At 63.6% G+C, this 25,976-nt stretch carries 22 protein-coding genes; 10 read left to right on the plus strand and 12 right to left on the minus strand.

Annotated features, from left to right (window positions below; genetic code table 11):
- Positions 1–286: 286 nt before the first annotated feature.
- Positions 287–2,326 carry a methyl-accepting chemotaxis protein gene (locus tag C2U70_RS11265; protein WP_140978076.1) on the minus strand — a complete coding sequence of 680 codons (2,040 nt, stop codon included), beginning with the start codon at positions 2,324–2,326 and terminating at the stop codon, positions 287–289.
- A 236-nt stretch (positions 2,327–2,562) separates the two neighbouring features.
- On the opposite strand from C2U70_RS11265, the gene C2U70_RS11270 reads away from it, so the two are divergent.
- The 3 genes from C2U70_RS11270 to C2U70_RS11280 all read left to right on the plus strand — a co-directional run bounded on the left by C2U70_RS11270 (position 2,563) and on the right by C2U70_RS11280 (position 7,053).
- Positions 2,563–3,726, plus strand: coding sequence for an FIST N-terminal domain-containing protein (locus C2U70_RS11270; RefSeq protein WP_140978077.1), 1,164 nt, complete (start codon positions 2,563–2,565; stop codon positions 3,724–3,726).
- Positions 3,723–5,081: a hybrid sensor histidine kinase/response regulator gene (locus tag C2U70_RS11275; RefSeq protein WP_140978078.1), complete on the plus strand. Its 1,359-nt coding sequence runs from the start codon at positions 3,723–3,725 to the stop codon at positions 5,079–5,081. The genes C2U70_RS11270 and C2U70_RS11275 overlap by 4 nt, the downstream gene beginning before the upstream one ends.
- Positions 5,082–5,355: 274 nt before the next feature.
- Positions 5,356–7,053 (plus strand): SulP family inorganic anion transporter, encoded by a 1,698-nt coding sequence (locus C2U70_RS11280; protein ID WP_140978079.1) that lies wholly within the window; start codon positions 5,356–5,358, stop codon positions 7,051–7,053.
- A gap of 21 nt (positions 7,054–7,074) precedes the next feature.
- Here C2U70_RS11280 and C2U70_RS11285 read toward each other — a convergent pair whose 3' ends face one another.
- The 3 genes from C2U70_RS11285 to C2U70_RS11295 form a co-directional block, all read right to left on the minus strand.
- On the minus strand, positions 7,075–7,446 hold the full coding sequence (locus tag C2U70_RS11285) for a hypothetical protein (RefSeq protein WP_186294191.1): 372 nt from the start codon (positions 7,444–7,446) through the stop codon (positions 7,075–7,077).
- A 245-nt stretch (positions 7,447–7,691) separates the two neighbouring features.
- The gene (locus tag C2U70_RS11290; RefSeq protein WP_140978081.1) at positions 7,692–9,320 is read right to left on the minus strand and encodes an MASE4 domain-containing protein; all 1,629 of its coding nucleotides are present in this window, start codon (positions 9,318–9,320) and stop codon (positions 7,692–7,694) included.
- On the minus strand, positions 9,317–9,937 hold the full coding sequence (locus C2U70_RS11295; protein WP_140978082.1) for a response regulator transcription factor: 621 nt from the start codon (positions 9,935–9,937) through the stop codon (positions 9,317–9,319). The genes C2U70_RS11290 and C2U70_RS11295 overlap by 4 nt, the downstream gene beginning before the upstream one ends.
- Positions 9,938–10,160: 223 nt before the next feature.
- On the opposite strand from C2U70_RS11295, the gene C2U70_RS11300 reads away from it, so the two are divergent.
- Complete coding sequence (locus C2U70_RS11300; protein WP_140978083.1) at positions 10,161–10,340, plus strand: hypothetical protein; 180 nt, start codon at positions 10,161–10,163, stop codon at positions 10,338–10,340.
- Between the two features lie 127 nt (positions 10,341–10,467).
- Here C2U70_RS11300 and C2U70_RS11305 read toward each other — a convergent pair whose 3' ends face one another.
- From C2U70_RS11305 to C2U70_RS11330, 6 genes are all read right to left on the minus strand, one after another.
- Positions 10,468–10,818, minus strand: a complete 351-nt coding sequence (locus C2U70_RS11305) for a hypothetical protein (protein ID WP_186294192.1) — start codon at positions 10,816–10,818, stop codon at positions 10,468–10,470.
- Positions 10,819–11,019: 201 nt separating this feature from the next.
- Entirely contained in the window at positions 11,020–11,706 is a 687-nt protein-coding gene (locus C2U70_RS11310) for a response regulator (protein WP_140978084.1), read from the minus strand.
- Positions 11,707–11,806: 100 nt separating this feature from the next.
- Positions 11,807–12,493, minus strand: a complete 687-nt coding sequence (locus C2U70_RS11315; RefSeq protein ID WP_140978085.1) for a response regulator — start codon at positions 12,491–12,493, stop codon at positions 11,807–11,809.
- A gap of 223 nt (positions 12,494–12,716) precedes the next feature.
- Positions 12,717–13,883 (minus strand): c-type cytochrome, encoded by a 1,167-nt coding sequence (locus C2U70_RS11320; RefSeq protein ID WP_140978086.1) that lies wholly within the window; start codon positions 13,881–13,883, stop codon positions 12,717–12,719.
- A 173-nt stretch (positions 13,884–14,056) separates the two neighbouring features.
- A complete protein-coding gene (locus C2U70_RS11325) occupies positions 14,057–15,772 on the minus strand; it encodes a PQQ-dependent dehydrogenase, methanol/ethanol family (RefSeq protein WP_140978087.1) in 1,716 nt (571 codons plus the stop codon).
- Between the two features lie 437 nt (positions 15,773–16,209).
- Positions 16,210–16,659, minus strand: coding sequence for an SRPBCC family protein (locus C2U70_RS11330; protein WP_140978088.1), 450 nt, complete (start codon positions 16,657–16,659; stop codon positions 16,210–16,212).
- 526 nt (positions 16,660–17,185) lie between these two features.
- Here C2U70_RS11330 and C2U70_RS11335 point away from each other — a divergent pair.
- From C2U70_RS11335 to C2U70_RS11350, 4 genes are all read left to right on the plus strand, one after another.
- On the plus strand, positions 17,186–17,671 hold the full coding sequence (locus C2U70_RS11335; protein ID WP_140978089.1) for a (2Fe-2S)-binding protein: 486 nt from the start codon (positions 17,186–17,188) through the stop codon (positions 17,669–17,671).
- Between the two features lie 79 nt (positions 17,672–17,750).
- Positions 17,751–20,093, plus strand: a complete 2,343-nt coding sequence (locus C2U70_RS11340; protein WP_140978090.1) for a xanthine dehydrogenase family protein molybdopterin-binding subunit — start codon at positions 17,751–17,753, stop codon at positions 20,091–20,093.
- Positions 20,094–20,107: 14 nt separating this feature from the next.
- Complete coding sequence (locus C2U70_RS11345) at positions 20,108–20,908, plus strand: FAD binding domain-containing protein (RefSeq protein ID WP_140978091.1); 801 nt, start codon at positions 20,108–20,110, stop codon at positions 20,906–20,908.
- Positions 20,909–21,051: 143 nt separating this feature from the next.
- Positions 21,052–22,161: a CaiB/BaiF CoA transferase family protein gene (locus tag C2U70_RS11350; RefSeq protein ID WP_140978092.1), complete on the plus strand. Its 1,110-nt coding sequence runs from the start codon at positions 21,052–21,054 to the stop codon at positions 22,159–22,161.
- Between the two features lie 227 nt (positions 22,162–22,388).
- Here the strand turns inward: C2U70_RS11350 and hppD are convergent, their stop codons facing one another.
- A complete protein-coding gene (gene hppD / locus C2U70_RS11360; protein WP_140978094.1) occupies positions 22,389–23,507 on the minus strand; it encodes a 4-hydroxyphenylpyruvate dioxygenase in 1,119 nt (372 codons plus the stop codon).
- 121 nt (positions 23,508–23,628) lie between these two features.
- Here hppD and C2U70_RS11365 point away from each other — a divergent pair, with 121 nt between their 5' ends.
- Positions 23,629–24,108: an Lrp/AsnC family transcriptional regulator gene (locus C2U70_RS11365; protein WP_140978095.1), complete on the plus strand. Its 480-nt coding sequence runs from the start codon at positions 23,629–23,631 to the stop codon at positions 24,106–24,108.
- A 73-nt stretch (positions 24,109–24,181) separates the two neighbouring features.
- Complete coding sequence (locus C2U70_RS11370) at positions 24,182–24,493, plus strand: DUF1272 domain-containing protein (protein ID WP_140978096.1); 312 nt, start codon at positions 24,182–24,184, stop codon at positions 24,491–24,493.
- Between the two features lie 174 nt (positions 24,494–24,667).
- Here the strand turns inward: C2U70_RS11370 and fahA are convergent, their stop codons facing one another.
- Complete coding sequence (gene fahA, locus C2U70_RS11375) at positions 24,668–25,942, minus strand: fumarylacetoacetase (protein WP_140978097.1); 1,275 nt, start codon at positions 25,940–25,942, stop codon at positions 24,668–24,670.
- Positions 25,943–25,976 lie beyond the last annotated feature (34 nt).

Here is a 25,976-nt window from a genome sequence, read left to right on the forward strand (position 1 = left end):
CCGGGAGCAGCCCCTCCCAGACTCGATCAAGGGAAAGTAGAGCGTAAAGGATAAACCGCGGTAAATGCGGCGGACGGGCAACTTGCGGTGGGGTGACGCGCAGGCAGGGAAAGTACGGGCGCGCCAAGCTCTCCGAGGTCGTCCTGGACAAGCGAAGCGCAGCGGAGCGCTGATCCAGGACCCATTACCACAGGGAAAAGTTTGGCGAAGACTCGGGGCTACCAGCGCGTGCCGCGACTACGCCCTGGGGTAATGGGTCCTGGCTTTCGCCAGGACGACATTGGGGCTACGCCGCCCGGATATTCGCCATGAAGCGGTCGAGCTCGGCGCGGAGGCGGGTGCTTTCGTTCGACAGCGTCTTGGCCGAATTGAGCACCTCTCCCGAGGCGGAGCCGGTCTCGGCCGCGCCGCGGTTGACCTGGCCGATGTCGGTGGCGGCGGTCTGGGTACCCTGGGCTACGTTCTGGACGCTGCGGGCGATTTCCTGCGTGGCGGAGCCCTGCTCTTCGACCGCGCTCGCGATCGAGGTCGCAATCGTCGATATCTGACCGATGGTCGCGCCGATCTCCTTGATCGCAGCAACCGACTCGGCGGTGGCGCCCTGCATCCCCGCAATGTGCGAAGAAATCTCGTCGGTGGCCTTCGCAGTCTGGCTCGCCAGCGATTTTACTTCGCTTGCGACGACCGCAAAGCCGCGGCCGGCATCGCCGGCGCGGGCGGCCTCGATGGTGGCGTTCAGCGCCAAGAGGTTGGTCTGCTCCGCGATCGCGGTGATCAGCTTGACGACGTCGCCGATCTGCTGTGCGGCGTGCGACAATTTTCCGATGCGGGCGTCGGTTTCCCTGGCCTGGGCCACGGCACCTTCCGCGATACGGCTGGAGTCGCGGACCTGGCGGCCGATTTCCTCGACCGAGGCCGAAAGTTCTTCGGTCGCGGTTGCGACGGACTGCATGTTGCTGGAGGCCTGTTCGGACACGCCGGCGACCTGGTTCGACAAGGTCTGGGTCGTCTCGGCGGTGCGGGTCAGCGTGGAGGCAGCCGATTCGAGCTGCACGGCGGAGGCCGAGACGTTGGAGACGATGGCGCCCACGGCGCTTTCAAAATCGTCGGCAAACCGAATCAGCTCGCTGCGGCGGGCGGCGGCTTGCTCCTTGTTCTGCGCTTCGCTCGCAGCCGCATCGCGCTCGGCTTTCGCCACGGCCTGCACCTTAAACTCCTCGACCGCGCCGGCCATCTCTCCGATCTCGTCCTTGCGGCCCAGGCCCGGCAGCACGACGTCGAAATTGCCCGAGGCGAGCTCGCGCATCGCCTTGCACATCGCGATCATCGGCCGCGACATGCCGGTGCCGAGCACGAAGGCGAGGATGATGCCGAGCAGCGTGCCGCCGCCCGCGAGCATCAAAATCATCTGTTCGGTCTTGCCGATGGTGGCGCCCGATTCGGTTTCGAGCCGCTGCTGCTCGGCGACGAGGTCGGCCTTCATGGCGGTCGCGCCCTGCATGATCGCTCCGGCCGACCCGCTCATTTCGGTCAGGAGCTCGTCGACCAGCTTTGCGTTGGCGACGAGCTTTTCGAGTGCATCGCGATAGGCCGCGAGTAGCGCCTTGGCTTCCTTCAGGCCGGCGATGATCTTCTCGTCCATCGAATAGACCGCGCCGAGCGAGTTCTCGACGAATTTCAGTCGCGCCACCGCGCTTGCTGCGGTCGCCTGGTCGGAGTTGAGGATGAAATTGCTGGCCGCCGCACTCGCGGTCTGGAATTGCGCGTTGACCTGCTTGGTGCCGAACTCGATCGCCTGCGCCTCCGACTCGGAAGCATTGTTGCCGATGTCGTCGAGCTTGTACTTCAAGAGGTTGGCGTTGCGCGAAAGCTGGTTCTGCACCAAAAGCGCGCTGTCGCGCTTGGCTTGCAGGATCTTTGCGAAGGTCGCGGAGAAGTTGGAAAACTCCTTGGCGAGCTTGTTGAGGCTCTCCAGCCGTGCCGGCTGCTTGGTGTTCTTGATCGCCTGGTCGATCGCGGCCTTCAGGCTGGCCTCAGCCTCGAGCGCCGCCTTGCCGTCGTCTTCCTTGCCGGTGACGACGAAGTAGCGCGCGGCCGAGCGGTAGGCCAGTAGCTCACGGTCGATGTTGCGGGCGAAGTCGGCCTCCGAGACGCTGGCGCGATAGGCGCCGACCCCGGTCGAGACGCGCTCGAAGCCGAAATAGGAGAAGGCCATGCTGCCTGCGGAGATGACGAGCACCACGGCAAAGCCGAGGATGATTTTGGCGCGGAACCGCAGGGTCGGAATGAGCGTGCCCTTGGATTTCGACGCGATACGACCGGCCATTCCAGCCCCCACCCTTGCCTTGCGGTAACCCCCAAAGGTCCGGGAAGCCGTGGCTCGCCCAGACCGGTGCGGAAAATTAGGGCAGAATCAATAAGGGGCGGTAAATTCGGCAGGTCCGCAATCCGGGTTCCCGAACGATTGCCGCCAAACCCGCCCATTGTTGCGGCAGTGCCGGAAAGGCCCTACTCTTTCCGGCACTTGGCGCGAGACCGAGGTCATCCAGAGGGAGTTACCGCGTGGGGCAGGCCGATCTTCGGTTTGGCAGTACATCGGGCGTTGCGGTTGCGAAGTCGAAAGCCTCGACCGTGGAAGCGGCCGTCGCTGACCTCGCCGAGCAGCTCGCCTCCGACGAGACGGCGCTCGTGCTGGTGTTCGTCTCTCCGCACTATGACCCCGATCGTTTCATCGCCGAGACCGCCGCGCGCTTCACCGATACCGTGGTCTGCGGCTGCACCACGGCGGGCGAGCTTGCCCCGGACGGCTGGGATGAGAACAGCGTCGTGGCGCTCGCCTTCAGCCGCCGGGACTTCAGCGCCGCGGTCCGCCCGATCCTGAACTTGCAGAATTTCCGCGTCGAGGACGGCCGCAGGGTCGGCGCCGAGCTGCGGCAGGAGCTGCGGACCACCTCCGAGGTCGACGGCGGCAATTCCTTCGGCCTCGTGCTGATCGACGGCCTGTGCCGGCGCGAGGAAGCGGTGATGTCCGCGCTCTATGCCTCGCTCGACGACATTCCCGTCGTCGGCGGCTCGGCCGGCGACGGCCTACGCTTCGAGAAGACGTTTGTGTTCTTCGACGGCAAAGCGCACACCAATGCGGCGCTGCTGATCCTGCTCAACACCGCGCTGCCGTTCCGCGTCTTCAAATGCGACAACTTCGAACCGCGCTCGCAGAAGATGGTGGTCACCGAGGCCGACATCGAAAACCGCACGGTCAAGGAGCTGAATGCCGAGCCGGCGGCGGAAGAATATTCGCGCATGGTCGGCATCATCGACGCCAAGCTCGACCCGTTCTCCTTCGCCTCCCATCCGGTGCTGGTGCGCGTCGGCGGCTCCTATTATGCGCGCTCGATCCAGCGCGTCGAGCCGGACGGCTCCCTGCACTTCTTCTGCGCCATCGACGAGGGCATGGTGCTCACCGCCGCGACCTCGCGCAGCCTGGTCGGCGCGACTCGCGATCTCTTTGCCGAGACCGAGGACCAGATCGGCGATGTCTCTCTCTATATCGGGTTCGAATGCCTGCTGCGCCGGCTCGACGCCGAGCAGCACCAGCTCGCGCGCGACATGTCGGAACTGTACCGGCAGAACCGCGTCGTCGGTTTCCACACCTATGGCGAACAGTTCGGCTCGATGCATGTGAACCAGACCTTTACCGGCGTCGCGATCGGCAGGCGGCCGGCGTGAGCGAGGTCTGGCAGGATCCGGAGACGGTCGAGCAGCTCCGGCGCGAAGCCGCCAAGCTGAAGAAGATCAACGCCGCGCTGATGTCCCGCGTCGAGCGCTCGATGGACCAGCAGCTCAACGCCTTCTCGCTGTTCGAGACCGCGATCGCGCTCGATCACCAGGTGCGCGACCGCACGCAGCAATTGCGCGACGCGCTGCACTCGGTCGAACGCGCCAATGAAGGCCTCACCCGCGCCAAGCAGCAGGCGGAGGCCGCAAGCTCGCTGAAATCGTCGGTGCTGATCTCGGTGACGCACGACCTGCTACAACCGCTGAACGCGGCGCGGCTGACGCTCTCGGCGCTATCAGAGATGATGGAATCGCAGGAGGCCGGCCTGTTGATCGACCAGGTCGACCGCTCGCTGCTGACGCTGGAAGACCTGCTGCGCTCGCTGCTCGAGATCGCAAAGCTCGATGCCGGCGCGCTGCACCCGGACGTGCGGCCGCTTCTCATCGCGCCGCTGTTCCAGCAATTGCGCGCCGAGTTCGAGCCGATCGCCATGCGGCAGGGATTGTCGCTGCGCATCCGCCCCTCCCCGCTCGCGGTCTCCTCCGATGCGATGATGCTGCGGCGGATCCTGCAGAACCTGCTTGCCAACGCGATCCGCTATACCCGCTCCGGCGGGGTCGTCATGGGCATCAGGCAGCGCGGCAACCGCGTGCTGATCCAGGTGACGGACACGGGGCCTGGCATCGCGCCGGCGCAGCAGGAGGCGATCTTTCGCGAATTCCAGCGCGGCGAGGCCAATTCCATCGACCAGGCCGGCTTCGGGCTCGGCCTCTCGATCGTCCGCCGCTTTGCAACCGTGCTCGGCCACGAGGTCCGGCTGTATTCGCAGATCGGCCGCGGCTCGACCTTCGTGCTGGAGCTGGAGCTGGCCGACCGCGCCGAGGTCGGCGACGAGGTCCACGAGGTCAAGCTCGCCACGCTGCACTATGGCGGCCTCGAAGGCGCAAAGATCCTGCTGATCGAGAACGATGCCTCCGGCTCGGCGGCGATGGCGGCGCTGCTGGAGGGATGGGGCTGCGACGTCGCCCCGACGCGCTCCGGCGCGGAAGCGGCCCAGCGCCTCTCCGAGCTCGGCGGCGCGCCCGATGCGATCATCGCCGATCTCCACCTCGACCATGGCGAGAGCGGCCTGTCGGCCGTCGACCAGATCCGGCAACAATTGAAGCTGGACGTGCCGGCCATGATCATCACCGCCGACTATTCCGAGAAGGCCGCCAAGGAAGCCAGCCTCTACGGGCTCGAAGTGCTGAAAAAACCGATCAAACCGGCCGAAATGCGGGCGCTGCTGTCGTTTTTGCTGACGTAGGGGTGGCTCGCCGAAAAAAGGGCGAAAAACAACCCCATGCACAGTAGAAACGGCGGCATCGCAAAAATTTTTATTTATCCGAATTTCGGCTTGACACCTCAAGCAAATCAATGGCATGATGCCATCATCGCGTATTGAGCGAGCGACGGCCCGTTGAGCCGTCCAACAGCGCAAAACGCAGCCATTATTCAGCATTCCGCGGCCGTAACAGCCTTATCATGCCAAAATGATGCACGCGGCCAACTTCCTCGACAAGGGCGGGGAGTGACGACCCATGAAGCACCGGTTGCCCGGACTCGACACGCTCCGTCGATATGAAGCCGCCTGGCTCCCGCACGACGTCTTCGCCGGCGTCGTGCTGGCGACGATGCTGGTCCCCGTCGGCATCGCCTACGCGGTCGCATCGGGCCTGCCCGGCATCTATGGCCTCTACGCGACGATCGTGCCGCTGCTGGCCTACGCGTTGTTCGGCCCGAGCCGCATTCTCGTCCTGGGCCCGGACTCCGCACTGGCGGGAATCCTCCTCGGCGTCATCACCCCGCTGGCGCACGGCGATCCCGTGCGGGCCGTGACGCTCGCCGGCATGATGGCGATCGTGTCAGGGCTGGCGTGCATCCTGGCGGGCATCGCGCGCCTCGGCTTCGTGACCGAGCTTCTCGCGAAACCGATCCGCTACGGCTACATGAACGGAATCGCGCTGACGGTCCTGATCAGCCAGTTGCCAAAACTCTTCGGCTTCTCCATCGAGGGCGAAGGCCCGTTGCGGAGCTTGTGGGCGACCGTCAAGGCGATCCTTGCGGGACAAATCAACTGGGTCGCGTTCGCGATCGGGGCCGCGACGCTGGCGATCATCCTGTTTCTCAGGAACAGCAGACTGCCGGGTATCCTGATCGCCGTCGTAGCGGCGACGATCGTCGTCGGCGTGCTCGATCTCGGCACGCTCCACGGCGTCAAGGTGCTGGGTCCGCTGCCTCAGGGGCTGCCGGCCTTCGCAATTCCATGGATCACCACCGACGACATTGTTCCGGTGGTGCTCGGCGGTTGCGCAATCGCAATGGTCTCGTTTGCCGACACCAGCGTGCTGTCACGATCCTACGCTGCGCGGCTGGGGACCCGGGTCGATCCCAATCAGGAGATGGTCGGACTTGGCGCGGCCAACCTGGCTACGGGCTTTTTCCAGGGCTTTCCGATCAGCAGCAGCAGCTCGCGCACGCCTGTTGCGGAAGCCGCCGGCGCGCGCACCCAACTCACCAGCGTCGTCGGCGCGCTCGCCATCGCCCTGCTTCTGCTGGTCGCGCCAAACCTGCTGCAACATCTGCCCACCGCCGCACTGGCAGCCGTCGTCATCGCGTCCGCAATCGGCCTCATCGAAATAACCGATCTCAAGCGCATCTATCGCATCCAGCGCTGGGAGTTCTGGCTGTCGATCGTCTGCTTCGTCGGCGTTGCCGTGTTCGGCGTGATCCCGGGAATCGGCCTTGCGATCGCGCTTGCGATCATCGAATTCCTGTGGGACGGCTGGCGCCCCCACTCCGCCATCCTGGGGCGCGCCCAGGGCGTCAAAGGCTATCACGACATCACGCGCTATCCGGACGCGCGCCGGATTCCCGGACTGGTGCTGTTCCGCTGGGATGCGCCGCTGTTCTTTGCCAATGCCGAGTTCTTCCGGGAGCGCGTGATGGATGCGGTCGCGACTTCGCCGACACCGGTGCGCTGGCTGGTCGTGGCCGCGGAGCCGGTGACGAGCGTGGACGTCACCGCCTGCGACGTGGTGGCTGAGCTGGACCAGACGCTGAGCGCACAAGGCATCGAGCTTTGTTTTGCCGAACTCAAGGACCCCGTGAAGGACAAGCTGAAGCGGTTCGGCCTGTACACGCAGCTAGGCGAGCACTACTTCTTCCCGACGATCGGCGTCGCTGTCGCCCGCTATCTCGCGACCAACAATGTGGCGTGGAAGGACTGGGAAGACTGATCGGCGATCGCTGCCGGCAATTCAATCCGCGGCTATCGCTCCGGGGACCGCGACCAAATTCCTGTCCAGTTTCCCCAGCTCGGTTCGCGCAGTATCGATCAGCGCAATCAGGCGGTCTGATTGCTCGATCAATGCATTCCTCGGCATGTTGCCCTGGCTCTCGCGCAGGACGATGCGGATGCACTTGTTGGCCAGCTCCAGGACGCAAAGGGCGCGGATCGCGTCCTCGCGGCTCTTGATGCTTGCAGCGTCAAGCGAACGTGCGACGTCGCCGATGGCCTGAAGCCGCTTCGCAGCCGCCAGAGATTCGGCGCTCGCACGGCCATTCCCCGAGGCAAGATTGTCAGCTCCAGCAAGCATTCTGCACCTCAACTCCTCTGAGATCGGTTGCATGCGGACGCAAGAACATCGGAATTTCCACCATCGGGGACTTAAAGCGGACCGCCGAACGAGGTTCGGCGGCCCAGATATTTCGGCTTGGTGGCCGAACAACCGCCCCGCATGCCAGCCGACAAGAACTTCAAGTATAAGAGAGACCTAGCACCCCGAGTTCCGCCACGTACCTCGGTTGATTGCGAGCTGGTAGATTTACGAGGTGAGGTGCTCCTGAACCGGGAGCTTCGCTCCGGGGTTCGCTGTCAATGCGGCGCAGCGTTTGGAGGCGACCCGACCGGCAAAATGATCTCAAACAGCGCGCCGCCTTCACGCGAGGAGGCCAGCAACTGTCCTTCATGACGCTCGATGATCATCCGACAGATGGCCAACCCTAACCCCATCCCATGAGATTTGGTGGTGACGAAGGCATCGAAGATCGTGTCGAGCTTTTCCGGATCGATGCCGGGTCCGGTGTCGAATACCTTGATGCTGACGCCGTCGTGCGGCCGCTTCTCGGTCGTCAATTGCAGAACCCTTTGCCTGCCTTGCATGACGTCCATGGCCTCGATCGCGTTGCGAACCAGGTTGAGCAGGACCTCTTGCAGTTGACCCGGATGTCCCCAAACACGCGGTAGACCCGGCATCAGTTCGACCCGTGTCTCAATACGATGCTCCACCAATTCGCCGTGCATGATGTCCAGAACGCGCGATGCCAATTCGTTCGCGTCGACCGGCCTGAACTCCCGCTGGGGCGGTCTGAACAGGTCGCGAATATTGTCGAATATCTGGCTCGCGCGATGACCTTCGTTGACGATGTTGTTCAGCGCAGACCGGGCCTTTTCGATATCTGGCTGCCCATGGCCAAGAAACCGCAACGCGGTGCTCCCTCTCATCACGATAGTCGCCAGCGGCTGTTTCACTTCGTGCGAGATCGAGGCCACGATCGCTTCGAGGTTCATCAACTTGTTGTCGCGCTCGCGCCGCAACATCTGGTTCGCGCGGGCAAGGCGCGTGTACAGTCCCGCGGTCTCTGCCAGCAATATCACAAGGACGATCGTCGACGTCGCAAGCGACAGGAGACGACTGACATAGAAGCCAAGACTGAAGCGAACCACCGTGAGTGCCAGTTCGCCGATCAGGGCACAGATCACGACCATCAGCCAGAGATCGAGCACGGACCTTCGGCGCGACCATAAGAAGAAAAGTGCAAATGTGCATATCAAGAGGTCGAACGTCGGCGCAAAGCGACCCAGCGGCGTGAGACCCGATGCGCTCGTGAAGAGGCGCGGCAGGAACGGATCGCCCGCGATCGCGAGCCATACGAGGACCAGCACGAGGGCGACGGTCAAGATTACACACGCTGCGATCGCCGGCCAGATCGAGCCTTGAACTCCGTGCGTCTCGTCCTTTGACCAAGTGTACGTCGCGACCGCCATCGGGAAGCCGAAATGCCAGAAGATGTACAGCCAGGCCGTGGTCTGGACGCCGGCGCCGAAAAGGCCCGTCTCCGAGAATGCGCCGGGAAAGGTGAGCGCGTGAGGAATGACGATGAGCGCCGTGAAGAGATATCCTCCCGACAGCACGAGAAGTCCCCGCCGTCGCGAGATCGAGAACTGACCAAACAGCAGAATCGCCGTGATCAGATCGGTCACGAGAATCGTGGCATTCAGGAACGGAATGAATGCCGCGAATTGCGGGAGCGGCGTTGCGGCGATCGGAGCGACGGTTGCGACAGCGATCGCAAGAGCCGCAACGGCGGCCGCCGCGGTTCGGTACTGCCGCGATGTGGGCTCGAGGTTGATGAGTCCGACGTCGGCGCCGGGCGCTTCGGGCGCTGCAATGTCGTCATTGCGCCCTCCTTCCGTATCGTCCAGGGCAGCGCTTTGGGTCATCTCGTCGCTTGTGGAACGTTGCCGGCCAGCCAGAGGCGGACGAGATCAGGCAAGCCCTTGGTGCCGGTCTTGTCCATGATGTGCGCGCGATGGAATTCCACCGTGCGAGGGCTAATGCCGAGCGCGGCGGCAATCTCCTTGTTGGATTTGCCGGCAACGAGGCCCTCGAATACTTCGATCTCTCGCGACGTCAATTTCTGCAGAGTTTGCCGGGCCACTTCGACATCAATCGCACCGGTATCGCTGGATCGCGGACGCAACGCGGAATCGATCGCGGTCAACAACGTATCGGCCTCGAACGGTTTCTCCAGAAAGTCGACGGCGCCCAACTTCATGGCCGCAACGGCCATTGAGACATCGCCGTGACTGGTGATCAGCATGAACGGCAAAGCCAAGCCGGCGATCCGGAGACGGCGAAGCAGCGTGAGACCGTCCATTCCGGGCATGCGGACATCGCTCACAATACAGCCCGGCTCCAGGTCACTACCCCGCGAGAGCAACTCCTCGGCTCTGGCATAGGCGTGGACGGTGTAGCCCGCATCCTGGAGCAACTCGACCAGAGACTCTCGCATTGGCCGGTCGTCTTCCACGACATGGATGACAGTTTCGCCAGGCACACGCGTCTCCTCTGGGGCCGGCAGCCAGCGCGACAGATAGCAGCGCCGGCTCGCACCGGATTGACAGGGATCAAGCAGAGGACTGGTTGCGGATTACCGCCTGTCTTTTTCGGGGATGGGCCGCACCTCGTAGAGATACTAGCTCGCAATCACCCGAGTTCCTGACTTGTTCGAGCCCAGTTAGGTTCGATTCCGCAAAGGGGCGACGTGGAGCGAGGTGCAGATGACCGATACGACCGAGCACTTCGTCACGACGCAGAACATCCGTCACTTCCAAGGCCTGTTGAAGACGGAAGCGCACCCGGACAAGCGCAACATATTGCTTCAGTTGCTCGCGATTGAGCTGGCCAAGCTTCCGAGATCCGCGAGGCGCGAAATGAGGGATCCGCCGGGTCTAGGGTAACGCAAGGTTTGGGCGGTGTGGTGAAACGAAAGTCCCCCCTACGTCCCGCCACACCGAACAAAAAGGGCCGTCGAACCCCGCCTCGACGGCCCTTTTTCCTTGTGCGTCAGCAAGCGAGAACATCCGTTCAGCCGCGTCGGCGGAGCGGGACCGGAGGAGGCGTGTAGCGCTGCCAGATCGTCCCGTTGTCGAACTGAATCGTCACGCCGTCCGGCGTATAGACCGCACCACTGTCGTAGATATCGACCCAGATGCGGGTCGCCGGCGCGAACCAATCCGGCCAAGCACGCGAAGGCACGCCGGCTTCCGTCAGGAGATTGAGCGTGGGCCCGTTTTGCGTGACATAAGCCAGCATATCGTCGCGGCACTTCTGGACACACTGATAGGTGCCCGTCAGGCTTACGGATTGTGCTGATGCACTGCCGCCGATCAGCATTCCGATGAGGCCGACGGTAAGCGAAAGATATCGCACGGCCATGATCCTTTCGTTTGCAACACGATCAACTCCGGGCGGGAGCCGGCGAAAGCATTAGCGTGCCATTCCTGGGGATCGTTGATTCCGATCAAGCCCGCTCGCGCTTCCGCTCAGGTGGACGCCAATCGCCTCAGGAAAGGTCGGTATTCAAATGCTCTGATAGAAGCGAAGGTGTGATTGGGATCGATACTTCACTCGGCCCGCCTACGACTCCGGCTGTTCGCGCTTGGCGTCGGCCTGGCTGGCGAGTGTGGTGAAATCGATCTTTGCCATCTCCACGATCGCCTTGGTGCGGCTGAGCACGTTCAGCTTGCGCAGGATGTCCGACACGTGGACCTTCACGGTGGTCTCGGAGATCTTGAGCTCATAGGCGATCTGCTTGTTCTGCAGGCCGCGCTTGAGCATCTCGAGCACGCGCAATTGCTGCGGCGTGAGATCGTGCAGGCGCTTCAAGAACTCCTGGGGTGGGCCTGCCGACCGCAGCGGACGCGCCAGCGCGCGATAGGCCTGCGGCAGGCAGATGGACCCAGCGAGAACCTCACGGATCGACTGCGCAAGCTCCTGCTTCGAGGCGGATTTGAGCAGATAGCCGGAAACGCCGAGCGACAGCGCCGTGCTGATGATTTGCGGATCCTGGTAGCCTGAAATGATGACGACGGGGATGCGCGGAAACGCCTTGCGGATACGGATGAGGCCGGACAGGCCGGTGGTGCCCGGCATCACGAGATCGAGAAGGATCAGGTCGACGGCCTCGGTCGACGACAGGAGGGAGAGTGCCCCGTCGATCGAGGTCGCCTGCAGGACGTCGGTCCCGGGCATCTCCTTCTGGAGCGCGCCTTCCAGGGCTTCGCCAAACAAAGGATGATCTTCGACAATCAGAAATCGCGTCACGTTCGGGTAGTCCCAATCGTTGCCGGGTTTCGATGCGGAAAAATATAGCATGTCCGAGCCGCACGCGACCGGCTTGATTCAGATCAAGAACGGGGAATGATCATTGCGGCCGGCCGCGGTCGGCCCGTACCGAGGCCTTGGTCCTGGGATCGGGCAGCTCGATCTTGCCGATCTCGATCACCGCCTTGTTGCGGCTGAACAGGCCGAGCTTGCGCAGGATCTCGGTGATGTGCGCCTTCACCGTGGATTCGGCGAGCTGCAGCTCCTGCGCGATCTGCCGGTTCGGATAGCCACGGCGCAGCAGATCCAGCACGCGCAATTGTTGCGGCGTCAGGTCGCGCAGCTTGACCTCCATCGCCTTGGCGCTCGCGGCCTTGCGCCGCTCGGGCGTCGCCACAAAATCTTTCGGCACCGAGACCGATCCGCTCAGCACGCCCTCGATCGATTGCGCGAGCTCGCGCTTGGAGGTGGATTTTGGCAGGTAGCCGGCCGCACCCAGCGCCAAGGCCTCGCGGACCACGTGCTGGTCCTCCTCGCTCGAGACGATCGCAACCGGCAGGCGCGGATAGGTCTCGCGCAGGCGAAGGAAGCCGGAGAAGCCCTCGGCGTCGGGCAGCGAAAGATCGAGCAGCGCGAGGTCGATGCCCTGTTCGGCGGCGAGGATATGCAGCGCATCCTCGATCGACATCGCCTCGAAGATCTGCGCCTCGGGCAATGCCATGCGGACGGCGTTGCCGAGCGCCTCGCGAAACAGCGGATGATCGTCGATGATCAGGAAGCTGGTCATGGCGCCTTCCAGGAACTCACCCGCTGCGTCCACCCTGCGCGCGGAACGGGCTTCACCGGCACCGGGGCGATGCGGAACCGACGCTATCGCCTTTTCCGTTCCGATGAAATCGGAACGGGGCTCTAGATTCTCATTTTGACGCGTTTTCTCTACGCGAACCGGTGCCCACTTCGCTTGAAAACGCTCTCCTACATCTTCCCGCATCCGTCCGGTCATGACCGCATCAGTCGTTCGATTCGACCTGGACGGTCATCAGGAAGGCGTAGACGCTCTCCAGCTGGTCGTCGGTAAAGACCTCCTTCCAGGAGGGCATGCCCTTGGCCGGACGACCCTCATGCACGGTCTTGAGGTAGGTCGTGTGCATGTCGTCGCCGTAGCGATGACGCAACAGGCGGAGGTCGATCTTCTTTTCGCTCTGCACGGCGTCGGGGCCGTGGCAATGCGCGCAGGTGCCGTTGAAGATTTCCTTGCCGGAATTGACCGCCTCGGCATTCTTCGGCAACGCATCGCCCTTGGTCTCGGTCGCCACGACGTTCGCGACCTGCGCCACGGCGGTTCCGTTCCCCGTCGTCACGCCTGACAGCGCCGCATGCGCCGCGCCGAAGCGAACGGGCTGGCCGCCCGGCAGGCCGTATTTGGCGGCGAGATCGGCGATCACGGGCGCGAGCTGCGGCAGCACGGCATCGACGCGGTCACGCAACTCGGTCGATGTCCTGGCGAAGCCGATCGCCGCATCCCAGGTCAGGCCTTCGCCTTCCGTGAGCTGGATGCGGTAGCGATCCTGATAGGCGGTCTTGTTCAGCCAGCCGGCGACCGGGCCCCAGATGAAGGCGACGTCGGCCGTGCCCTCTTCGAGCGCCTTCATGCCTTCCTCGGGCGACAGCACCGTCACCTTCCGGATCTCGTCGCGCGCCGCCAGCAGATTTTGCGGCGTCGAGGCGAACTGCACGGCAACGCGCTTGCCGCGGAGATCGTCGATGCCGTTGACGGCGCGGTCTTTCGCGGTGACCAGCGCGTAACCTTGCCTGGCAAAGGTGCTCGAGAAGATCACGGATGGACCCATGAAATCGTCGGAGCGCGGCAGGCCGATCATGGCATCGCACTGCTTGCCGAGCAGCGTGACGCGCACGGTGCGCTTGCCGAAATAGGATTTGTACCAGTCGTAGACGATCGGCTGGCCCAGCGCCCTGGCGAGTGCCTGACCGATCTCGACATAGAAGCCCGGCTGCGCGGGATTGTCGCTGGAGAACGGAAGATTGGTCGGATCGGCGCAAAGACGGAACGGCTGCACCTCGTCGGCGCCAGCGGTTGTCGCTGAAACGAAGAGCGCTGAAGACACCGCGAGCGCAAGGATTGCAAGACTACCAGAATGGCCCGGACGCATTGTCATCTCCCGTCATTCGGCTTGGCGTGGGCTGCGGCAGAAAGCTCGATCCACAAGGCCTGATCCACAAGGCTTGATCCACAAGGCTTGATCCACAAGGCTTGATCCACAAGGCTTGGCCGCAGTCACGCTTTGGAAAGAACGCGCGCGTACCCGTCGTCAGATACGCGCGCGAGTGGTCACTGGACGGAGAACACGAAGAGCGAGCCGCCCTCAGGCGCTGCGGCGGTCATCTTCTTACCCACGTCACCCAGGAACGCCGGGAGTGCAGCGGTCCGGCCGACGACGATGGCGACGTATTGCTTGCCGTCGACCATGTAGGTCACGGGACCGGCGCCAATGCCCGACCCGAGGTTCTTGGTCCAGAGAACTTTTCCAGACTTGGCATCGATGGCGCGGAAGTCGCCACGGATGTTACCGGCGAACACAAGACCGCCGCCGGTGGTGAGCGTGCCGCCGTTGAACGGCAGGTCTTCCTTGATCGACCAGACCTTCTTCTGGTTCACGGGATCCCACGCCACGAGCTCGCCGAGGAAGCCGCCCGGACCTTCCTTGGTCGGGAATTCGGCACCGAGATAGAACACGCCGCGCTTGTAGGAGACGTCGGAGACCGACCAGTCCATGCAGACATTGTTGGACGGAATGTAGACCAGGCCGGTTTGCGGGTTGAACGACATCGGCTGCCAGTTCTTGCCGCCGATCAGGTTCGGACAGATGTCCTTGGCGGGGTGACCCGGGCCCGGACGCTTGTCGGGGTCCTCGACGGCGCGCATGGTGGCGATGTCAAAGCTCTTCGCCCAGTTGGAGTAGACGTACTTCTCCGCCGACAGCACCTTGCCCGTTTCGCGGTTGGCGACGAAGAAGAAGCCGTTGCGATCCGCCTTCATCAGCGTCGGCACCGTGTTGCCGCCGATCTTCAGGTCAGCCAGCACGGCTTCGTTGACGCCGTCATAGTCCCAGGCGTCGGCCGGCGTGGTCTGGATATGCCACTTGATCTTGCCGGTGTTCGGATCGAGCGCGATCGTCGAGGCGGTGTAGAGGTTGGTCAGCTTGCCAAAATTGCCGTCGCCGGTCGAACGCACCGCGGTGTTCCACGGACCGGGATTGCTGGTGCCCCAATAGACCGTGTCGGTCTTGGCATCGTAAGAGCCGACCAGCCAGGCCGCGCCGCCGCCGTTCTTCGCGGAATCGCCCTTCCAGGTGTCGCCGCCGGGCTCATCCGGCGTCGGCACGGTGTAGGTCTGCCAAAGCTGCTTGCCGGTGTTGATGTCGAAGGCGAGCAGCGCGCCGCGCACGCCATACTCGCCGCCGCCAAAGCCGGTGATGACCTTGTCGCGCACCACCAGCGGCGGTGACGTGATCACCGAGCCCTGCTTGTAGTCGACGACCTTGGCGGTCCACAGGGACTTGCCGGTCGCGGCATCGAGCGCCGTCAGCTTGCCGTCGAGGCGGCCGACGAAGATCTTGCCGTCGGCATAGGAGACGCCGCGATTGTTCACGTCGCAGCAGGCGTATTGCAGCACGTCGTCGGGAATGTCGGGCTCATAGGTCCATTTGCGCGCGCCCGTGGCGGCATCGAGCGCATAGACGTATTTCGGACCCCAGGACGACGAGACGTAGAGCGTGTTGCCGATCACGATCGGCGAGGATTCGTTCGAGCGCAGCGACGCCAGCGAGAACGAATAGGCGAGCGAGAGCTTGCCGGCGTTCTCGGTGTTGATCTGGTTCAGCGTGGAGAAGCGCGTGTTGCCGTAATCATGGCCGGCGACGGCCCACTGATTGGCATCGGCCTGCGCCTTCACCAGCGAATCATTGGCGCGAACGCCGGATGTCACAGCAGCGAGCATTGCGATCATCGAAATGCCGGCCAAAAATCCCTTGGTGCCTAAGGTCATTCATTCCCTCCGCGATGTTGTTGTCCGCGCCGCGTTGGACGCTGATGCGCTTTGTGCTTTTCGATGCGCGAGTTCGACTGCGTGCATCGTGTGAAAATCAAAGCATCGTGTTTGCGCGCTTGGTATGGGCGGAAGGTAGTAGTGCAAATCATTGTCGATCTTCGATCGCATGTCGTTGTCGCAGCTTGAATCTTGTCGCGCGGTTGCGACTTAAGTCGTGCGATCGACGCGCGCCGCGTTGCGCGCGATGATTTGGTCCACGCGACTCGGCCGTAGGGTGGGCAAAGCCGCCGGGTCGCGCGAATGCGCGTCCGATGGCGTGCCCACCTCTTCTCCCGCAATCGTGGATGAACAAATGGTGGGCACGCTGCCGCCGCCGCTCTGCGAGCGGCGGTGTTCGCTTTGCCCACCCTACAGGTTCCGCGATTGCGTCCGCGTCACGATGCCGGCGCGACGACGCCGGCAAAATTCTCGAAAAAATTCGCGGCGAGTTTCTTCGACGTCGAATCGATCAGGCGCGAACCGAGCTGCGCGAGCTTGCCGCCGATCTGCGCTTCGGTCTCGTAATGCAGGATGGTGATGTCGGGCGCCTCTTCCTCGAGCCGCACTTTTGCACCGCCCTTGGCAAAACCCGCGACGCCGCCGGCGCCTTCGCCGATGATGCGATAGGAGTTGGGTGCGTCGATATCGGTCAGCGTCACCTTGCCGTTGAAGGTCGCCTTCACGGGGCCGACCTTGAGCACGACGGTTGCGGTCATCTCGGTCGGCGACGCCATCTCGAGCGACTGGCAGCCGGGAATGCAGCGCCTGAGAATCTCGGGATCGTTGAGCGCGGCCCACACCTTCGCCTTCGATGCCGGAATGCGCTGGCTGTCGATCATCTGCATGGCTTCCACCCTCCGCTGGTTGTGTTTGTACGGTCGGTAGAGCCGTTCTCTGCACCAGACAATCGCCAGGAAGTACTAGGCGCACGCAGTGCGGCAAGATTGCCCGAACGGACCCCAGGCGGCAATCGCCACGAAGAAAATCAATGACTTAGCCGACAAACCCCTACTACCAAGATCGCGATTACAAACAGGCGACGCCGTGGTCCACTTCACGGCAACAACGAACGCTTCTTGAGGGAGAGACGACGCGCGGCAGGGCTGACGTCGAGGAGGGAAGGTCTCGCATCAACGCGAGCCACAGCACCGCCGCAGACGAGACACCTGTTTCATTCCGCTGACTTCATGAGGTTCGCGCCATCCTCTGGCCGCGACAACGACGAATGCTGTCCATTCGCGGCTTCATCAGCGCTTCGATGACTTTTCCGTGACGCCACCTTCGGCAGCACGGCGACCAAAATGCCAGTTGCAAAGTTCCGTTGCGCTGTTTCTAATTGGAATAACGACAAACATTCGGGAGGGTATTCACGTGTCTACGGTCAAACTGACGGTGAACGGCAAGGCGGTCTCGGTCGATGTCGAAGACCGCACGCTTCTGTCAAATCTCCTGCGGGACAATCTCAACCTCACCGGCACCCATGTCGGCTGCGACACCAGCCAGTGCGGCGCCTGCGTCGTGCATATCGACGGCCGCGCGGTGAAATCCTGCACCGTGCTCGCAGGCCAAGCCAACGGCTCCAGCATCACCACGATCGAAGGCCTCGCCAAGGGCGACGAACTGCATCCGATGCAGGCAGCGTTCCGCGACAATCACGGCCTGCAGTGCGGCTTCTGCACGCCGGGCATGATCATGTCGGCCGTCGACATCGTGCATCGCTATGGCGGCCAGCTCGACGAGGCGACCGTTCGCCACGAGCTCGAAGGCAATATCTGCCGCTGCACCGGCTACCACAACATCGTCAAGGCGGTGCTGGATGCGGCCGGCCGCATGAAGGTCTCGCAGGCGGCCGAGTAGCCGCTCGCCTCAATCAAACAACCACTGCTGCCTTCGACCGAAGGCGCGGTTTTACTAATTCCCGTCGGGAGGACAGGACATGGGTGTTGAAGGCATTGGCGCAAGCGTCGTGCGCAAGGAAGACAAGCGTTTCATTACCGGCAAGGGCCGGTACGTTGACGACATCAAACTGCCGGGCATGACCTATGCCCATTTCATCCGCAGCCCGCATGCGCACGCCAAGGTGAAGGGGATCGATTCCTCCGCCGCGCTGAAGATCCCTGGCGTGGTCGCGGTGCTCACCGGCAAGGAGATCGTCGACGACAAGGTCGGCAACCTGATCTGCGGCTGGGCCATCACGTCAAAGGACGGCAGCCCGATGAAGATGGGCGCATGGCCCGCGATGGCGCCGGAGACGGTGCGCTTCGTCGGCCAGGCCGTCGCGGTCGTGATCGCCGAGACCAAGAATCTGGCGCGCGACGCGGCCGAGGCCGTGGTCGTCAATTATGAAGAGCTTCCGGCTGTCGCCGACGTCACGTCGGCGATCAAGGCCGGCGCGCCGCAGCTTCACCCCGAAGCGCCCGGTAACCAGGTCTATGACTGGGTGATCGGCGACGAAGCCGCGACCAGCGCCGCGTTCGCGAAGGCGGCGAATGTGGTGAAGCTCGACCTCACCAACAACCGCCTCGCGCCCAATCCGATGGAGCCGCGCTCGGCGATTGCCGATTACGACACCGCGGAAGAGCACTACACGCTCTACACGACGTCGCAGAACCCGCATGTCGCCCGCCTCGTGCTGTCGGCGTTCTACAACATCGCCCCCGAGCACAAGCTGCGCGTGATCGCGCCCGACGTCGGCGGCGGCTTCGGCTCCAAGATCTACATCTACCCCGAAGAGATGGTGGCGCTGTGGGCCTCCAAGAAGACCGGCCGTCCGGTGAAGTGGACCGGCGACCGCACCGAAGCCTTCCTCACCGACGCGCATGGCCGCGACCACGTCACCCATGCCGAGATGGCGTTCGACGCCAGCAACAAGATCGTCGGCTTGAAGGTGAAGACCTACGCCAATTTCGGCGCCTACATGTCGCTGTTCTCCTCGGCGGTGCCGACCTATCTCTACGCGACGCTGCTGTCGGGCCAGTACGTCATCCCGGCGATCCATGCCGAGGTGATCGGCGTCTACACCAACACCACGCCGGTCGACGCCTATCGCGGCGCCGGTCGGCCCGAGGCGAGCTACCTGCTCGAACGCATGATGGAGACGGCGGCGCGGCAGTTGAAGGTCGATCCGGCGGCGCTGCGCAAGGCGAACTTCATCACCCAGTTCCCGTACCAGACGCCCGTCATCATGGCCTACGACGTCGGCGACTTTAACGCTTCCCTCGACGCGGCGATGAAGGCGATCGATTACGCCGGCTTCGCCGGCCGCAAGGCGCAGGCGAAGGCGGCCGGCAAGCTGCGCGGCATCGGCGTGTCCTGCTACATCGAGGCCTGCGGCATCGCGCCGTCGAAGGCGGTCGGCAGCTTAGGTGCCGGCGTCGGCCTGTGGGAATCGGCCGAAGTGCGCGTCAACCCGGTCGGCACCATCGAGATCCTCACGGGTTCGCACAGCCACGGCCAGGGCCACGAGACGACGTTCTGTCAGCTCGTCGCCGAACGCCTGGGGGTTCCGATCAGCCAGGTCTCGATCGTCCATGGCGACACCGACAAGGTGCAGTTCGGCATGGGCACCTACGGCTCGCGTTCGGCGGCCGTCGGTCTCACCGCGATCCTCAAAGCCATGGAGAAGATGGAGGCCAAGGCCAAGAAGATCGCAGCGCATGCGCTGGAGGCTTCCGAGGCCGACATCGTCATCGAGAACGGCGAGTTCAAGGTGACGGGCACCGACAAGGCGATCGCCTTGCCGATGGTCGCGCTCGCGGCCTACACCGCGCACAATCTGCCTGACGGGATGGAGCCGGGCCTGAAGGAAAGCGCCTTCTACGACCCGACCAACTTCACCTTCCCGGCCGGCGCTTACATCTGCGAGCTCGAGGTCGATCCCGGCACCGGCAAGACCAGCTTCGTCAACTTCGTCGCAGCCGACGATTTTGGCCGGCTGATCAACCCGATGATCGTGGAGGGACAGGTCCATGGCGGGCTCGCCCAGGGTATCGGGCAGGCGCTGCTGGAGCACGCGGTCTATGACAGCAACGCTCAGCCGATCACGGCGTCGTTCATGGATTACACCATGCCGCGCGCCGACGATTTGCCGTCGTTCAAGCTCAGCCACACCACGACGCTCTGCCCGGGCAATCCCCTGGGCATCAAGGGTTGCGGCGAGGCCGGCGCGATCGGCGCTTCCGCTGCCGTGATCAACGCGATCACGGACGCGATCGGCAAGAACAATCTGGAAATGCCCGCAACCCCCGACCGGGTGTGGCGCACGATCCATTCGGCTTGAGAGGAGCAACGAAGATGTATCAGACCACCTATCATCGCGCCTCCTCCGTGGACGAGGCCGCTTCCCTGTTCGGCAAGGGGAGCGAGGCCAAGTATCTCTCCGGCGGCCAGACGCTGCTGCCGGTCATGAAGCAGCGCCTCGCCAGCCCCTCAGACGTGATCGACCTTGCCAAGATCAAGGAGCTGATCGGCGTCGAGGCTGCCGGCGACACGCTGACCATCAAGGCCGCCACGCCGCACTATGACGTCGCGACCAGCGCGGCCGCGAAACAGGCGATCCCTGCGCTCGCCTATCTGGCCTCGCTGATCGGCGATCCAGCCGTGCGTTATCGCGGCACGATCGGCGGCTCGCTCGCCAACAACGACCCGGCTGCGGACTATCCGGCCGCGACGCTGGCGTTGGGCGCGACGATCAAGACCAACAAGCGCACCATCGGTGCGGACGACTACTTCAAGGGCCTGTTCACGACGGCGCTCGAAGACGGCGAGATCATCACCGCCGTGTCGTTCCCGGTTCCGGCCAAGGCGGGCTACGCAAAATTCCCGCATCCGGCCTCGCGCTTCGCGCTGACCGGCGTGTTCGTCGCCAAGACCAAGTCGGGCGATGTCCGCGTTGCGGTGACCGGCGCGTCACAGAGCGGCGTGATGCGGGTTGCGGCACTGGAGAATGCCTTGAAGGCGAACTGGTCGGCGTCGGCGGTGGACAGCGTCTCGATTCCGTCGAGCGGGCTGCTGTCGGATCTCCACGGCTCGTCCGATTACCGCGCCAACCTCATCAAGGTGATGGCAGGACGCGCGGTGACTGCGGCGGGATAGTTAGCGACTCAACACAAAAATTCCGCGGCGCGCAGAAATGCGCGCCGTTTTTATTTGCCGTGTGCGACGCGAAAGCGCTTGCCTCACGAGAGCTAAGGCGGGAAAAGTTAATCGCGCAATTAACTCGCGAGGAAACAAGAACCGTGCTCGATAAACCCGCCCAGGAAGCCTCCGTTCGCGCATCCGGCCCGCTCACGGGCTTTCGCATCGTCGAGTTCGCCGGCATTGGTCCTGGCCCGTTCGCCTGCATGCTGCTCGCAGACATGGGCGCCGATGTCGTGACGCTCGACCGCGTCGGCGCGAAGAAGAGCATGAAGTCGGTGGCGGGCCGCGGCCGCAAGGTGATCGAGCTCGATCTCAAGGACAAGGCAGCGATCGCGCAAGCGCTCGACCTGCTCGCGAACGCCGATGCGCTGATCGAGGGCTTTCGTCCCGGCGTGATGGAGCGGCTCGGGCTCGGGCCCGATGTCGTGCTCGCGAAGAATCCAAAGCTGGTCTATGGCCGCATGACCGGCTGGGGCCAGGAGGGCCCGCTCGCGAATGCCGCCGGCCACGACATCAACTACATCTCCATCACCGGCGCACTCGCGGCGATCGGCACCAAGGACGCGCCAGTGCCGCCGCTCAACCTCGTCGGCGATTTCGGCGGCGGCGCGCTCTATCTCGTTGTCGGCGTGCTCGCCGCGCTGCTCGAGGCGCAAAGGTCCGGCAAGGGCCAGGTTGTTGACACCGCGATGTGCGACGGCGCGGCATCGCTGATGTCGTTCTTCTTCGACATGACCGCGATGGGCCGCTGGAGCGAAGGCCGCGACCAGAACTTTCTGGACGGCGGCGCGCATTTCTACGGCGTCTACGAATGCGCCTGCGGACACTTCATCTCGATCGGCTCGATCGAGCCGCAGTTCTATGCACTGTTGCGCCAGCATGCCGGGCTGCTAGATGCCGATTTCGACGCGCAAATGGACCGCAAGGCCTGGCCGGCGCTGAAGGAGAAGCTGAAGGCGGTCTTCAAGAGCAAGACGCGCGAGGACTGGTGCAAGATCATGGAAGGCACCGACATCTGCTTCGCGCCGGTGCTGACGATGTCGGAGGCAACGCAGCATCCGCACATGGTCGCGCGAAAAGTTTTCGTCGAGCGCCACGGCGTCAAGCAGCCGGCCCCCGCGCCACGCTTCTCGCGCACGGTGTCGACGATTCGCGAGCCGGAGGGGGCGGAGATCGCCGCGGTGACAAAGGCTTGGGCGGGGAGATAGGTCTCCGCTGCAGCGTCACACTCCGTCGTCGTCCCGGACAAGCGAGCGAAGCGGAGCGCCGATCCGGGACCCATAGCCACAGGGAGTGGTTTGGCGAAGACTCGGGGTTACCAGCTCGCACAACAACTGCGCCCTGGGGGTATGGGTCCCGGATCGGCGCGCGCTTAAGGCGCGCTTGTCCGGGACGACACCTGTTGTGACACGACAGCGCAGTTAGTATCCGCAAACTACGCCGCGTTACCGACCTTCAGCACCCCGCGCCGGATCTGGTCTTCCTCGATCGATTCGAACAGGGCTTTGAAATTGCCCTCGCCAAAGCCGTCATCGCCCTTGCGCTGGATGAACTCGAAGAAGATCGGGCCGATCGCGTTCGCCGAGAAGAGCTGCAGCAGCACTTTTGTCTGGCCGCCGTCGACCACGCCTTCGCCGTCGATCAGGATGCCGTTCTTCTTGAGACGCGCTAGGTCCTCGCCGTGCCCGGGCAATCGCGCATCGACCTTCTCGAAATAGGTCTCGGGCGGTGACGGCATGAAGGGAAGTCCGGCGTCGCGCAGGCCTTCGATGGTGCGATGGATGTCGCGGCAGCCGCAGGCGATGTGCTGGATGCCCTCGCCGCGATAGGTCTTCAGATATTCCTCGATCTGGCCGGAATCGCCAGCGTCCTCGTTGATGGGAATGCGGATCTTGCCGTCGGGGCTGGTCAGTGCGCGCGAGAACAGGCCCGAGGCACGGCCCTCGATGTCGAAGAAGCGTATCTGGCGGAAGTTGAACAATTTTTCGTAGAAGCCGGCCCAGACATCCATGCGGCCGCGATGGACGTTGTGGGTGAGATGGTCGAGATAGAACAGGCCGGCGCCGACGGGGCGCGGATCGCGCGCACCCAGCCAGTCGAACTCGGCATCGTAGGCCGAGCCCTTCGCGCCGTAGCGATCGACGAAATACAGGAGACTGCCGCCGATGCCCTTGATCGCGGGGACATCGAGCGTCTTCTGCGCGGGTGACACATCTGCCGGCTCGGCGCCGAGCGCGATCGCGCGATCATAAGCCGCCTTGGCATCGACCACGCGGAACGCCATCGACGGCGCGCAAGGGCCGTGCTGGGCGACGAAATCGAAACCGTGCGTGCCGGGCTCTTCGTTGACGAGGTAGTTGATGTCGCCCTGGCGATAGACCGTGATCTTCTTGCTCTTGTGCCGCGCGACCGGCGCAAAGCCCATCAGCTTGAACAGCGCGTGCAGTTCTTCCGGGTTCGGGTGCGCATATTCGACGAACTCGAACCCGTCGGTGCCCATCGGATTGTCGGCGCTGACAGTGGCTGGCGGCGCGTCGTGCGGAAACGGTCCCATCGGCAATATCTCCCAGATTGCTGGGATGAACTATCCTTCATCGGCCGCGCAATGAGCGTGCAAACGGGCCGCCCTTGGGCTAGGTTATGCACGATCCGTGCATGAAACTGGATTTTTACGCATGATTTCGGTTGACCCCTTCGACCTCAAGATTCTGCGCGCGCTGCAGGACGACGGTCGCCTCACCAACCAGGAACTCGCCGACGTCGCGGGGCTGTCGGCCTCGCAATGCTCGCGGCGCCGGATGCGGCTGGAGGAGGAGAAGGTGATCGCGGGCTATCACGCCGACCTCTCCAGCGAGGCATTGGGCTTTGGCGTGATCGCCTTCATCCAGGTGACGCTCGCCACGCACTCGCCGGACAACTCAAAGCGCTTTCGGACGCTGGTCGGCCGCATCGACGAGATCCAGGAGGCCTATTCGCTGACGGGCGACGCCGACTATGTGCTGAAGGCGGTGCTGCGCGACCTCAAGGGCCTTTCGAATCTGGTCAACGACATCCTGATGCCGCACCAGAGCGTCGCGCATGTGCGCTCCTCGATCGTGCTCGACCGGTTGAAGGAGAGCACGCGACTGCCCCTGAAGGAATTGCGGGCTGGCTGAAATCGAGGGAAATACGCCGTTCGCGCCAGGAGCGCGATCTGCGATCATATTGCTTTCAATAGGGACTTCCGAGATGGCACTGCAACTCCGGCCGAACTGCGAATATTGCGATTGCGACCTGCCGCCCGATGCAACGAATGCGCGGATCTGCTCCTATGAATGCACGTTCTGTGCGGACTGCGTCGAGACCAAGCTCTCCAACGTCTGCCCGAATTGCGGCGGCGGCTTTGAGCGGCGGCCGATCCGGCCTACGAAGGAGTGGCGGCTCGGCGTGTGCGTGACCAAGCACGTGCCGTCGGACAAGCGGGTGCATCTGAAGTACAGCGTCGAGGACGTCGCAGCGCATTGCGCGCGCGTGCGCGAGGTGCCGCCGGAGGCGCGGTGAAGCTTGCTCCCGGCTGTTAGGCTCCTTCCCCCTGAAAGGGGGAAGGCGGGATGGGGGTCTCGCCCCGAGCGCCGGCGTTCGCGGAGAGAGTAGATCCCCACCCGGTTTGCGCTGCCGCGCAAACCGACCTCCCCTTTTCAAGGGGAGGTCGAGCAGAGTGCGGATGGCGGGAGCTCACTCCGCCGGCAAAATCGTCCCTTCGACCTCTCCAAAACCGACGCGGTAGCCGTCGCCCTGGCACCAGCCGCGCATGATCAGGCTGTCACCGTCTTCGAGGAACGAGCGCTTGGCGCCGCCGGGTAGCTCGACCGGCTCGGTGCCGTTCCAGCTGATCTCCAGCAGGCTGCCGCGCTGATCTTTTTCGGGACCTGAGATCGTGCCGCTGCCGAGGAGATCGCCGACATTCATGGCGCAGCCACTGGAGGCGTGGTGCATCAATTGCTGCACCGACGACCAGTACATGTACTTGAAATTGGTGCGGCTGATGCTGGCGGGCGCATTCGCGCCGGACGCGCGCAAGGCGACGTCGAGCTCGACGTTATAATTCTGCGGCTTGCCTTGCCTGAGATAGGCAAGCGGCGCCGGCTCCTGCGCCGGTCCCTGCAGACGGAACGGCTCCAGCGCTTCGCGGGTGACGATCCACGGGCTGATCGATGTCGCAAACGCCTTGGCGAGGAACGGCCCGAGCGGCACATATTCCCATTGCTGGATGTCGCGCGCGCTCCAGTCGTTGAGCAGCACGAAACCGAAGATCATCTCCTCGGCCTGTTGCTCGGTCAGCATGCCTCCCATGGGCGAGGCCTGACCGACCACGACGCCCATCTCCAGCTCGAAATCGAGCCGCTTGCAGGGCGCGAAGCTCGGCACGTCAGCCGTCGGCGGCTTCAACTGCCCGCGCGGCCGCTTCACCTTGGTGCCTGACACGACCACGGTGGAGGCGCGGCCGTTATAGCCGATCGGCATCCAGAGCCAGTTCGGCTGCAGCGCGTTATCCTTGCCGCGAAACATGACGCCGACATTGGTGGCGTGCTCCTTGGACGAATAGAAGTCAGTATAGCCGGAGACCGCAATCGGCAGATGCAGCCGCACATCGCGCATCGGCACCAGCGCCTGTTTGCGCAGCTCCTCATTGTCGCGCAGCTCGGGATGATCATGGCGCAGCAACTCGCTGATCCGCGCGCGCGTCTTCGTCCAGACTTTTGGACCGAGCGCCATGAACGGATTGAGCGAGGCGCCGGAGAACACGCCGAGCGGGCCGACATCGAGCCGCGAATCCTGCTCGAGCTCCCAGAGATCGAGTACGTAGTCGCCGATGGCAATGCCGACGCGCGGCGTCGGATTGGCCGCGGTCGAGAACACGCCGTAGGGCAGATTCTGGATCGGGAAGTCGGAGGTGGGAGGAACGTCGATGAAGGAGCGGAGGCTGGGGTCGTTGGGGTGCGCTGTCACTTTTGGCTCGGTCCTTTTTCCTTCTCCCCTTGTG

Origin of the sequence: Bradyrhizobium guangdongense (assembly GCF_006483445.1) — a bacterium.
Lineage (GTDB): Bacteria > Pseudomonadota > Alphaproteobacteria > Rhizobiales > Xanthobacteraceae > Bradyrhizobium > Bradyrhizobium guangdongense_A.